This is a genomic window from Microbulbifer aestuariivivens (assembly GCF_039545115.1).
Taxonomy (GTDB): Bacteria; Pseudomonadota; Gammaproteobacteria; order Pseudomonadales; family Cellvibrionaceae; genus Microbulbifer; species Microbulbifer aestuariivivens.
The window spans coordinates 18,191-30,088 of record NZ_BAABRT010000016.1; the positions used below are offsets into that span (position 1 = coordinate 18,191).

The 11,898-nt window shown below is 62.1% G+C and carries 8 protein-coding genes; 5 read left to right on the forward strand and 3 right to left on the reverse strand.

What is annotated here, in order from left to right; genetic code table 11:
• Positions 1 to 576 precede the first annotated feature (576 nt).
• Positions 577 to 1,326: a hypothetical protein gene (locus ABEA58_RS10330; RefSeq protein WP_345551232.1), complete on the reverse strand. Its 750-nt coding sequence runs from the start codon at positions 1,324 to 1,326 to the stop codon at positions 577 to 579.
• 259 nt (positions 1,327 to 1,585) lie between these two features.
• Between ABEA58_RS10330 and ABEA58_RS10335 the strand changes: the two genes are divergently transcribed.
• From ABEA58_RS10335 to ABEA58_RS10355, 5 genes are all read left to right on the forward strand, one after another.
• Positions 1,586 to 2,215 carry an RNA polymerase sigma factor gene (locus ABEA58_RS10335; protein ID WP_345551233.1) on the forward strand — a complete coding sequence of 210 codons (630 nt, stop codon included), beginning with the start codon at positions 1,586 to 1,588 and terminating at the stop codon, positions 2,213 to 2,215.
• Complete coding sequence (locus ABEA58_RS10340; protein ID WP_345551234.1) at positions 2,202 to 2,714, forward strand: FecR/PupR family sigma factor regulator; 513 nt, start codon at positions 2,202 to 2,204, stop codon at positions 2,712 to 2,714. The genes ABEA58_RS10335 and ABEA58_RS10340 overlap by 14 nt, the downstream gene beginning before the upstream one ends.
• Positions 2,715 to 2,837: 123 nt before the next feature.
• Positions 2,838 to 5,759: a TonB-dependent receptor domain-containing protein gene (locus tag ABEA58_RS10345; RefSeq protein WP_345551235.1), complete on the forward strand. Its 2,922-nt coding sequence runs from the start codon at positions 2,838 to 2,840 to the stop codon at positions 5,757 to 5,759.
• A gap of 102 nt (positions 5,760 to 5,861) precedes the next feature.
• Positions 5,862 to 7,364 (forward strand): SLC13 family permease, encoded by a 1,503-nt coding sequence (locus ABEA58_RS10350; protein ID WP_345551236.1) that lies wholly within the window; start codon positions 5,862 to 5,864, stop codon positions 7,362 to 7,364.
• Positions 7,365 to 7,539: 175 nt separating this feature from the next.
• On the forward strand, positions 7,540 to 8,949 hold the full coding sequence (locus ABEA58_RS10355) for a lyase family protein (RefSeq protein WP_345551237.1): 1,410 nt from the start codon (positions 7,540 to 7,542) through the stop codon (positions 8,947 to 8,949).
• 603 nt (positions 8,950 to 9,552) lie between these two features.
• Here the strand turns inward: ABEA58_RS10355 and ABEA58_RS10360 are convergent.
• On the reverse strand, positions 9,553 to 10,701 hold the full coding sequence (locus tag ABEA58_RS10360; RefSeq protein ID WP_345551238.1) for an SGNH/GDSL hydrolase family protein: 1,149 nt from the start codon (positions 10,699 to 10,701) through the stop codon (positions 9,553 to 9,555).
• Between the two features lie 3 nt (positions 10,702 to 10,704).
• Positions 10,705 to 11,898 carry an AGE family epimerase/isomerase gene (locus tag ABEA58_RS10365; RefSeq protein ID WP_345551239.1) on the reverse strand — a complete coding sequence of 398 codons (1,194 nt, stop codon included), beginning with the start codon at positions 11,896 to 11,898 and terminating at the stop codon, positions 10,705 to 10,707.

Genomic DNA, 11,898 nt, shown 5'->3' on the forward strand with positions numbered 1-11,898 from the left:
GTTGGCTTATGTATTCGTTAATTTTTGTGTCGAATTCCTGAGCCTCTTTCAGATTAGTGGGCACTTTTGGAGATCCTATTTTTTCCGGAGTCTCCACCCCTCTAGGCTGATTAACTGAATGAGGTCCAATTTGCTGATATACAAGATGTGCAACTATTAGTAGAGAACCAAGAACTATCATAAGCTTCATAAAAAACCCTTAGGATTAGACTTCAGCCTACCCCACTTTATAACCTATAAGTGTGAACATATTCTCTCAGTAATTGGGGGCGCGAGAGGCAATTAGGGCCAGAATCAGATTCAAAATAATTAGCATAATAAGATCAGAGTCAAATTTTAACGCTAGACTTCCCCATATACCGGATACAGATCCCAATGCGTCCACTGTGCTAAGCATTCAGTATGCTTTACAGGTCATCAGGTATTTTTTCGACATAATGAATAAGACACAATAATTTTACTCTGGCTAGGATTATTCTGCGAATTCTAATTATTTGGGACATGCCTCCACTGCGACACATCCCATTCTCGCCTTGTGGGCTGTCCACTTAGCCGTACTGGACTATTTGCAGTGGATTAACCGCGCTGGATATAGCGTGTCAGCGCCTGCACCAGCTGGGAGAAACGCTGGGCCTGCACGCTGCCTGCGGAGGGGGAGAGGTAGTTGGTGTTTGCCTCCAGCTGCACCGCCGGCACGCCGAGGCCGGAGGCGAACTTGGTGATGGTCTCACTTTTTGCTGCGCCGAAGTAGTTGTAGGAGAGGTTATCCAACCCCTCTGCGCGCAGGCTGGCGATCAGCTCATGTAGCAGCGCTTCCTGCCCCAGCAGGGAACGGCCGCCCATGGTCCCCAAGTCGAGGTCGAAGGGGCGGTAGGCGTGGCTGCCGTGAATATCCAGCACATAGCGCGGGCGCACTTCGCCGATCAGGCGGGCCAGCTCGCGCTTGAAGTCGTTGTCATCGTAATAATTGGGGTCCGAGGGGCCCTCGTGGGTGGTGTATATCACATGGGCGCCGGTGAGTTCCGCCACGGCCAGGGCCAGGGCCGCGGTGCCACCGCCATCGGCGAAACGGCGGTTGCCATTGCGCAGCGGCCGGGTGGCGTGGGGCGCGGTGATAATAACCGGAATCCGCCCGGGCACGACCTTGAACCATTCCGCGCCAGCCTCGATGGCGACGCCCTCGCGGGCATCCAGTGCCTGCTCCGTTTCGATGGCCTGGTGGACCAGCTTCGGCTCCACAATGGCCCTCTGCGGCAGCGGCTGCTTTGTTGCACAGGCGCTCAATGTGATGGCTGCCAGCAGCAGCACCCTCTTCTTTATATGCATGATTGTTACTTCCGGTTGAATCCAGCGGGGTTCGCTTCGCCCGTGCGCGATGGCTATGCCTATAGCTATGACTATGGCAAACCGGCATATACCGCGCTGCCGGCGCTGCTCTGCACAGCCTGCAGCGGCAAATCGTATACTTTCTGCCCAGCGTCAGTGGCACGGACGTGCCGATAAGGTACATCTTCCGGTGGGGCGCATGCTAGTATCTGCCCCTCAGCGCTGATGCGCGCACCTAGAAAAATAATCAAGGGCGCCCATGTCTAACGGTATTTTCTCCAATTTTCGCTTCTCCAGCTTTGCCGCGAGCCTGTTGCGGCCCGGCCCGAGTGTCGAGCAGCAGGTCAACGCCCTCTATGGAGAGACCCATGAGCAGTTGCTGGCCAGCCTGTGCCGCATGCTGGAACCGGCCCAGGCGGAAGAGGTGCTGCAGGAAGCCTACCTGAAACTGTTTCTGGCGCTTGAGGAAGACCGCCGGCTGGAGCCCCGCCCCTTCCTGTTCCGTGTGGCCCGCAACCTGGCCATCAGCGTACTGCGCCACCAGAAGGTGGTGGAGCAGCATGGCATGGCCGCCCAGCACCATCCGCAGCCGGCGATTCAGGAGGACGCGGTGGAGAACCGGGTAAGCCGCGACGAAGAGCAGCGCGCGCTGCTGGCGGCCATCAATGCGCTGCCGCCCAAATGCCGGCAGGTGTTTGTGATGCGCAAGATCGACGGCCACTCCCACGAGGAAATCGCCCGCATCCTCGATATCTCTCCCAAGACGGTGGAAAACCACCTGGCCAAGGGCATGCGCCTGTGCCGCGAACATCTGGTGGCCAGCACAGGCGCCCAGCCCGATTCAGCAGCCGCGGAGGGCAGCGAGGAGATCCGACTTGCAGCTGGATGAATGGCTCTGTATCGGCATCCCCGAGGATGTGATGGAGCAGGCCTCCGCCTGGCTGGCACGGCTGGATGCAGACCATGTGAGCCTGGATGAACAGCAGCTGCTGGCGGCCTGGCTGGATGAGGACCCGCTGCACCGCTGGGCCTTTGAGGAGCTGTCGCAGCTGTATGCCCGCGTGGCATCCCTTTCCCATATGCGCGGCCAGATCCACGCGCCGCGGGTGATGATCTTTCCGCAGGTGAGCCCGCCGCCACAACCGCCGGTTACCCAGTACGCCCAGATCCATGCCCCTCACTGGCAATCCGTGCTCGCCCTGGTACTGATTGCCGCTGGCCTGATACTGGCGCTGACGCTGCAGGGGCCCGCCGCCGCCACCGGTAACCCGGGCAATACCTGCACTGCGGACAGCCCCTGCGTCACCAGCGATGCCGCGGGTTCTCATCCAGCCCACCACAACCCACCGACGCCCGCCACCGAACAGTTCCAGATTCACGGCGAATAATCACTTTCCAATAGGGGATTTTCGCGCCTCATGCGTTGAGCTTGTTAGAAGTAAACCAAAAATACCGACTCTAACAATAAAACTGCTCGAAAAATGAGCAATCTGACGATGAGGGAGAAACCCATGAAGCGATCCATGATGCTGCTTTCCGGCATGCTATTGAGCCCGCTGGCCCTGGCCATTCAGGAACAGGCCGCCGCAGCCGGCACCACCCAAGCCCCAGACACCAACGGCAAAGCCCTGGAACAGGTGACCGTGGTCGGCACCCAGATCAAGGGTGCGCAGATCACCGAAGCGCTGGCGGTTTCCGTTGTCGACGCGGAAGACATCGCCAGCATGGGCGTGGACTCCGGTGAGGAGCTGCTGGCGCTGATCCCGGAAAACGGCCAGAACTTTTTCAACGAGGCCGCCAGCATCAGCGGTGGCGTCAACTCCGCCCGCGGTGATATCGGCGCGTTCAACCTGCGCAATATGGGTACCGGCAACACCCTGGTGCTGCTGAACGGCCGCCGGGTGGTGAATGCCGCGGCCTACCAGACCGAAGAAGTGGGCGGCAGCTTTGTGCCGGTGGTGACCGCCAACTCCAACGTGCTGCCCACAACAGGCCTTGAGCGCGTGGAAGTACTGCGCGATGGCGCCTCGGCGATCTACGGCGCCGACGCCGTGGCGGGGGTTGTCAACAACGTGCTCAAGGACGACTTCGACGGCTTCAGCATCTCCGTCAAGCACACCGAGTACGACAACTTCGAGCGCGACACCCAGAATCTGGCCATCGAGTGGGGCGAAACCTTCAACGGCGGCCGCACCAATGTCAGCGCCTTCTTCAACCACTACCAGCGCGACCGCATCGCCGCCTCGGAAGACCCGCGCTGGGCCGACTCCGACATGCGCGACCGCGTCCCGGAAGGCTCCCCCTGGTATGGCGATACCGACTTCCGCAACGACAGCGCCAACTCCCTCTATCCGCAGCTGGATATGGTCAGCGGCAGCATTTCTGGCGTCACCGACAGTCGCGGTGAAATGGAGGTCTACCCGCTGGGCGACGAGCGCTGCCAGTATGTGATCAACGAATATGTCTGTGGCGCCATCGACGGCCAGGGCACCGAACGCTACAACCTCAACGAGTTCCGCGATGTGAGCTCGGAGCTGGAGCGCAGCAACCTGTTCGTATTCGTCAACCACGAACTGGCCAACGGCATGGAGAGCTTCTCCGAAGTCGGCCTGTACAGCTCCTCCACCACCATGCGCCGTCACCCGACCGCCTCTTTCTCAACTTCCGAGCTGATCTTCTCCGCCGACAATCCCTACAACCCCTACGGCGTGGACTTTACGCTGGATAACTATCGCTTCGCCGAGGTACCGCGCATCGTCGACAACGACGGCAAAAACTTCCGCCTGCTGCAGGGCCTGCGCGGCACCTACGGCGACTGGGACTGGGAAACCGCGCTGCTGTGGAACAAGGATGAGAAGTCCGACGTGACCCGCAACCGGGTCTCCAACACCCTGATGCAGGAAGCCCTCAACGACACCACTCTGGATGCCTACAACCCCCTGAGCGGCGGTGTCGACAGCAATATCGAGCGCGCCCTGATCGACGTGCGCCGCGACAGCGAGAGCGAACTCAAGAGCTTCGACGTGAAGTTCTCCAACAGCGCCCTGTTCAATCTGCCGGCGGGCCCGGTAGCGGCTCTGGCGGGCTTCGAATACCGCGAGGAATCTTTCATCGACGACCGCGATGACCGCCTCGACGGCACCATCCAGTTCACCGACGCCGATGGCGATACCTACCCCTTCGTCTCCGATGTGGTGAACTCCAGCCCGACCCCGGACAACAGCGGCGAGCGCACCGTGGCCTCCCTGTTCGGTGAATTGCAGGTGCCGGTATTCGACAATTTCGACCTGCAGCTGGCGCTGCGCCACGAGAATTTCTCCGATTTTGACAGCGCCACCGTGGGCAAGGCGGCCTTCGGCTACCGTCCCAGTGAGATGCTGCTTGTGCGCGGGTCCTGGTCGCAGGCCTTCCGCGCGCCCAACCTGGTCACCATCAACGAAGAAATCATCGCCCGTAACAGCACCACCACCGACTGGGCCTGCGTGTATGCGGCGGAAAACGGCGGCGACCCGGGTCAGGACGTGCTCGACTGCACCTACTCCATCCAGCGTATCGCCGAGGGCAGCGACGAGCTGGAGGCGGAGAAATCCATCAACACCTCCGCCGGCCTGGTGTTCACTCCGCTGGACGGGCTGACCATCACCGCGGACTACTGGACCATCGAGAAGGAAGACACCATCGGCCTGTTTGGCGAGGAGAACCACACCCTGCTGGATCTCTACTACCGCCTGCAGAACGGCACCGCCAACTGCGATGCCGTGGGTAACTCCGCGGTCAACCGCGGCGAGATCGATCCGGACGAGGCGGGCTACTACGAGGCCGCCGGCATCTGTGCCGCCGGCACCATCGACTCGGTCAACGACAAATACGCCAACCTGGACACCCGCACCCTGGCCGGCTGGGACCTGGGCGTCTACTACGACCTGTATACCGACTTCGGTGAGTTCAGCGTGAAGTACAACGGCTCCTTCACCAAGGTGCTCCAGCAGGATGCCGGCGGCGATGCCGCGGTACTGGTCGAGGCGCAGCAGAACGGCGATATCCCCGCCAACTTCCCGGTGGCCGGTTTCGCCAATCTGATCGGCAAGGACGGCAACCAGAAAGAGCGCCACTCCCTGCAGTTGAGCTGGCGCTACGACCAGTTCGGCGCCTCCCTGAGAGGCTTCAATGTCGGCGAGTTCTATCAGGATTCCCTGACTCTGGAAGGCGAAGATGGTGGAATCATCCGCTATAACATCCCGTCCATGACCACTTACGATGCCACCGTCGACTACCGCTTCGACTATGCCGGTGCCAGCAACCGTGTGCGCCTGGGCGTGAAGAACCTGACCGATGAGCGCGCGCCGCTGGCGGACAGCTACTTCGGCTACTTCTCCGACGCCCACAACGACTACGGCCGTTATTACTACCTGAGCCTGAAGTCCAGCTTCTAAAGCCGGGCCTTCACACTCCGGTGTTAAGCCGTCGGTAGCCCGCAGTGCAATGCTGCGGGATACTGGCGGTGACGGTCCGCGCACACTTCCGAGGTAAACTCCATGAGCAATTCCCCAAGCGTTGCCGAAACGTTGCCGAGCGGCGGCGGCAATGCGCAGATAGCCCGCTACCAAAGTATCGGCCTGATACTCGGCCCCGCCCTGTTCGCGCTGATGATGTTACTGGCCGACTATCAGACCACCATGAATCCGGTGGCCTGGAAAGTGGCCGCCATTGGCCTGTGGATGGCCGCCTGGTGGGCCACCGAGGCGGTGCCGGTGCCGGTCACCGCGCTGCTGCCCATCGCCACTTTCGACCTGGTGGGCATCAGCACCATGAAAGAGGCCACCGCCCCTTACGCCAACCCGATCATCTACCTATTTATGGGCGCCTTCGTGCTGGCGCTGGCGGTTGAACGCTGGAACCTGCACAAACGCATCGCGCTGATGATCCTCAGCCGCACCGGCACCGACGGCAAGCGCATGATCGGCGGCTTCATGCTGGTGGCGGCACTGTTGTCCATGTGGATGACCAACACCTCCACCACCATGATGCTGTTCCCCATCGCCATCTCGGTGACGGCGATCATCGTCGAGAATGTGGCCGGCCTGTCGGAGCGGGCCAAGTCCCACTTCCAGACCGCCATGCTGCTGGCGCTGGCTTACGCCGCCACCATCGGCGGCCTGGCGACCCTGGTTGGCACGCCGCCCAACGCCCTGCTGGCGGCCTTCCTCGCCGACAATTACGGCATCGAGATCGGTTTTGCGCGCTGGATGATGATCGGCGTTCCGGTGGCCATGATTCTACTGCCGGTTGGCTGGCTGCTGCTGACCCGCTGGATCTACCGGGTGGACATCCCCGAAAGCGATGAGGTCAAACAGCACCTGCAGAAGCTGCGACAGGACCTGGGCCCGATGAGCAGGCCCGAAGCCCGCGTGGCGATTATTTTCGCGCTGGTGGTGCTGGCGTGGATGCTGCGCCGGCCGCTGGCCACGGCCTTCGGCATCGAGGGGCTGTCGGATACCGGCATCGCCATGGCGGCGGCGCTGCTGCTGTTTCTGGTGCCGAGCGGCGACAGCAAACAGGCACAGCTGATGACCTGGCAGGATGTCAGCCGCCTCCCTTGGGGAGTGCTGGTGCTGTTTGGCGGCGGCCTCAGCCTGGCCGCGCAGGTGTCAAGCTCCGGCCTGGCCACCTGGCTCGGTGAGAGCCTGTCGATGGTATCCGCCATCGGCGTGATCGCGCTGGTGGTGGCTGCCACCGCACTGGTGATCTTCCTCACCGAACTCACCAGCAACCTGGCCACCACCGCCACCTTCCTGCCGGCGGTAGCCGCCATCGCCATACAGGCGGATATTTCGCCGCTGCTGCTGTGCGTGCCGGTGACGCTCGCGGCCAGCTGCGCGTTTATGCTGCCGGTGGCCACGCCGCCCAATGCCATCGTCTACGCCTCCGGCATGCTCACCATTCCGCAGATGGTGCGTGCCGGCGTGGCGCTGAACCTGTTCAGCATGCTGCTGCTGGCTCTGGTGGCCATTCTGTGGGCGCCGCGCGTCCTCGGCTGAACCCGCTGGCGCCCGGCTACGCCTGCTGGCGCTCGGCTATATCCGCTGGCGCTCGGCTATATCCGCTGGCGCTCGGCTTGGCCGGGCGCCCGGGTTTAACCGCTAAACCAGCGGCAACCACACAAAGCCTTGCCAACAAACCCATGAAATAACCATGACAGGAGCCCGATCCACAATGGCAGTCATGCGCAAATTACTTAGCGCCGGGGCCTATATCTGGCTCGCCGGCGCAGCGGCAGTCGCTGCCGCCGGAGAAAAAAACCTCTCCGTGGAGGAGATTTTCTCGGCCGAAAACGAGACGCAAAAGGTACTCGACATCGAGGCCGCCCTCGCCACCGCGCAGGCGCAAGCGGGCATTATTCCCCGCTGGGCGGCGCAGGAGATGAGCGCCAAAGCCAGCACCCGCTACGTCACCCAGGAAGACCTCGCCCACGAGTATTCACTGGTGCGCCACCGCATGGTGGCGCTGCTCAACGTCTGGCAGCGCGCACTGAAACCCGAAGCCGCCGAGTATATGCACTTCGGCGCGACCACTGTGGATATCTACGATACCGCGCTGGTGCTGCAACTGGAGCAGGCCACCCGCGAGCTGATCCGCCAGCTGCGCGGCCTGGAAAAAGTGATGATGCGGCTCGCCGCCGAGCACAAGAGCACCCTCATGGTGGGGCGCACCCTGGGGCAGCACGCATTGCCGATCACCTTCGGCAAAAAGGTCAGTACCTGGCTGGGGGAAAACCGCCGCAACATCGAGCGTCTTAAAGAGGTGCATCGCCGCCTGCTGCACTCCGGCATTCTCAAGGGCGCCGTGGGCAGCTATGTGGGCCTCGGCGAGCAGGGCATCGAGGTGGAGCGCGCCTTCGCCCGCAATCTGGGCCTGCAGGCGCCCTACCCCGATGACTGGCACGGATCGCGGGATGTGCTGGCGGAGTATGCGCTCACACTGGGCCTGATCAGCAAGTCCTTTGGCCGCATCGGCAATGAGCTGTTCCTGCTGCAGATGACCGATATCGGCGAAACCGAGGAAGTGCGCATCAAGACCGCCGTGGGCAGCAGCACCATGCCGCACAAGAAAAATCCCAGCAAATCCGAGGCGCTGGTGTTCTATGCGCGCACGATTCCGCGCACCGCGCAGGTGATCGCCGATGACATGGTCAACGTCTTCGAGCGCGACAACACCTCGCGCACCAATAATCTGCTGGCGGAAATCACCATCGAATTCGATGAGATGCTCTACGCCGCGCGCAAACTGCTCGGCAATCTCAAGGTCAACCCGGAGGTTATGGCCGCGAATCTCGACAAGACCCGCGGCTTGATCCTCTCGCAGCGGGTCACCTTCGCGCTGGCCGACAAGATCGGCAAGACCACCGCCAATGGCGTGCTGCACGAGCTGGCGGTGGAGGCGATGGATAAAAACATCAGTCTGCGCCAGGCCATCGAGGCGTCGCAGGATATTGGCCCGCACTTCAGCGCCGACGAACTGGACCGGCTCTTCGATGCCAGCAGCTATGTCGGCCTCGCCGAAGAGCAGGTCGAGGCGGTGATCGAATACTGCCGCGAGGCCCGCAAGCGGGACTATCCGCTTTAACGGTTTTGTGCAGCTCTATTAACCGTTATCCCGCTTTAAGCGGCTTCTGCTGGCGCAGCCGGCTCTCTTGCAGACGCAGCGCGTTGAAGCGGCATCTGCCCGGCTGAACCAACGTACAATACCCGGCAGCGGCACCCCGGTGCCACTGCCGGGTCGCTCTGCCAATAATTGGCCCCATCACACCACCTTCTTCCCCGCACCGGCTTTGTACCCGCGCCGCCGTCTTCTCATGTTTTCTCTTACCCACCTGCCTATCCATCTCCCCAGCACTTCCCCATGTGCCTGCGCGGGTATTTGTCGCGATCGGCATGCACCCGGCCCGACTATGGCGCACCGCTTTTGTGCAGCCGGGAAAACGGTTACCCACATATTCTCTGGATAGGGTTGTGAATAAGTTTTGAATATCCGCCCCGGGCCACAGGGGCACTGGGCCTGGCAACTTAGGGTAAAAAAACAGCGCACAAAAAAGCACCGGGCAAGCGGAGCCTGGAAAAACTCCGCCAGCAAAGTGCGGCAAGGATCGGGTAGAAAAAGGGTTAGAAAGACGTTCGGGGCGAACTGTGAGAATCACTACGGCGGCAGCTGCCGCCGCGTTTCCCTGTATCAGCGCAGCTGCTGGATAAATGCCGCCAAATGGCGGGCGCAGTCGGCATGCCCCTCAAGCCCCGGGTGCGCGTCGCAGCCATGCAAGGGCACAGAGGGCAGCTCACAATAATGGATACCTCTGCCGAATCCCGGATTATCCGCAACTTCCGCCAGCCACTGCTGCAGTAGCTGGCGCTGGCGGGGGGATTCAGGGTGCGGCACCCCCACCAGCACGAACAGCGGCTCGCCGTGCCACCGGCTGAGGTCGGCGAGGAAGTCTTCCAAGGCGCGACACCAGGCTGCCGCCAGCGCCCCGGCATCGGCGAAAGGCTCGGTGCGGTACTCGTGTAAGGATGTGGAAAAATCGTTGCTACCCAGATTGATCGCGACGATATCCGCCGGGAAATCGTTCCGCGCCGGCGCTGCTGCGTTCTGCCCGCTCTTTCCCATGCCGCGGGTCTGCGCATAAATTTCCGGCATGCAGCGACCGCCGACGCCGGCGTAATTGCGCACCAGGCCGCGGCCGGAGACCGCGCTGATTCGCCAGTCCATCGCCAGCGCGTCGCCGCACAGCGCCGCCATGCCCCGCTGCGAGTCGGTGTGGCTGGAGACGGTGGCCGCCGGCAGGCCATCGCGTTCCGGCGCTTGCTCGGGCAACAGGTTGCCGTAGCCGACAAAGTAGGAATCGCCGATAAATTCGATACGCGCGCGCTGCTGCTGTGGCGGCATTGCCGGCACAGGCAGCAGGCAGCCCGCGCCGATCTCGATTCCGCGCAGCACCATGGGCGTGCCGGCACTTTCCGAGCGCTGGCGCAGCTCCACATTCACCTCGACACCGGCGGGCAGTGGCAGGGTGACAACGCCGCGCGCAATACCCACAAATGAAGCGCAGTCTGCACTGCTATCGCCTTTGGTCTGGCTTCCAGGCTCGGCCCCGGCCAACATGCTGGCTGGAGTCATGCCCCTGGGCGAAAGCCACTGCTTTTCACCATCGATCAGCAGATCAAAGTGCACCCCGTCGGCATCGAGGTGCAGGGCAATACGGTCGCCGCGGCAGCGCAGGCGCATGCGCGCCGCCGGCCCGCAGAAGCGCCGGTGGCCGGCACTATCGATACTGTGACAACCGAGAAATTGTATGGCGGCGTCGCCACCGGCATAGAAGCCCACGGATCAATCACCAGCGCGGCGGAGGATTTCTAGCACCTCCCAGCAGGCGCCGAGGGTGTGGTAATCACACTTGCCGCCGGCGATGCTTTTTTCGTTCGAGTATTTTTCATTGCGACTGTTGAGCAGCCGGTACCAGGCACCGTGGCTGTGGTCGACAAAGTGCTGCCAGCAGTACTGCCAGATGCGCTGGTACCACTGCCAGTAAACCTCTGCGCCGGTGGCCTCGGCCAGAAGCGCGGCGGCGGCGAAGGTCTCCGCCTGCACCCAGAAATATTTATCGTCATCACAGATGCTGCCATCCGGGGCGTGGCCGTAGAGGATGCCCCCGCACTCGTTGTCCCAGCAGGTTTCCAGCGCGCGGTCGAAGAGCTCCCGCGCCCGCTTCAGCATCCACGCCTCGGGCCGCTGTCGGTAGAGCAGCAGCAACAGCTTGCTCCACTCGGTCTGGTGACCGGGCTGGAAACCCCAGGGGCGGTAGAGGTTTTTCGGGTCGTCGCGGTTGTAGTCCCAGTCCACCTCCAGCTTGTCGGTGTAGTGCTCCCACACCAGACCGCCGGCCTTGCCGGCCAGCTCCACCGCCACGGTGTTGGCGAGGGTGTACGCACGGTCTAAAAACTGCGCGTCGCCAGTGGCGGCGTGGGCGGCCAGCAGCGCCTCGCAGCAGTGCATATTGGCGTTCTGCCCGCGGTAGTCGCTAACGCTTTGCCAGTCCGGCGTGGCCTCATCGGCATACAGGCCGGCATGCGAGAGCCAGAAGTGCCGGTTCAATATTTCCCAGGCCCGGTAGAGATCGTCGCGGGCGCCGTGCAGCTCGATCTCCACACAGGTGGACAGCGCCAGGATTACAAACGCCAGACCGTAGCAGTGGTTGGTCTGGTCTTCCGGCACATTGTCCCGCAGCAGCCAGTGATAACCCTGCCGCGCCGGGTCCCAGTGCGCGCTGCGCAGGTAATCCAGGCCATGCTGTGCCTTGGCCAGGTGCGCGGGGTCGCCACTGTGCTGATAGGCCCTGGCGTAGTTGAAGATCATGCGCGTGGAACTGACCAGGTGCTTGAAACCCGGGTCGAAGACCTGGCCATCGTCGAAGAAGTTCTGGTGAAAGCCGCCGCGCTCGCTATCCACCACGTTGGGCCGGTAAAAGGCCAGAATGCTGTCAATGTGCTGCTGGAGAAATTCCGCGCTTTTGAAATCCGGCAT

Bases quoted from the DNA above. Each gene is read 5' to 3' on its own strand.
- ABEA58_RS10365 (WP_345551239.1), bottom strand. From the start codon at position 11,898: ATGCCGGATTTCAAAAGCGCGGAATTTCTCCAGCAGCACATTGACAGC.
- ABEA58_RS10350 (WP_345551236.1), top strand. From the start codon at position 5,862: ATGAGCAATTCCCCAAGCGTTGCCGAAACGTTGCCGAGCGGCGGCGGC.
- ABEA58_RS10355 (WP_345551237.1), top strand. From the start codon at position 7,540: ATGGCAGTCATGCGCAAATTACTTAGCGCCGGGGCCTATATCTGGCTC.
- ABEA58_RS10330 (WP_345551232.1), bottom strand. From the start codon at position 1,326: ATGCATATAAAGAAGAGGGTGCTGCTGCTGGCAGCCATCACATTGAGC.
- ABEA58_RS10335 (WP_345551233.1), top strand. From the start codon at position 1,586: ATGTCTAACGGTATTTTCTCCAATTTTCGCTTCTCCAGCTTTGCCGCG.
- ABEA58_RS10345 (WP_345551235.1), top strand. From the start codon at position 2,838: ATGAAGCGATCCATGATGCTGCTTTCCGGCATGCTATTGAGCCCGCTG.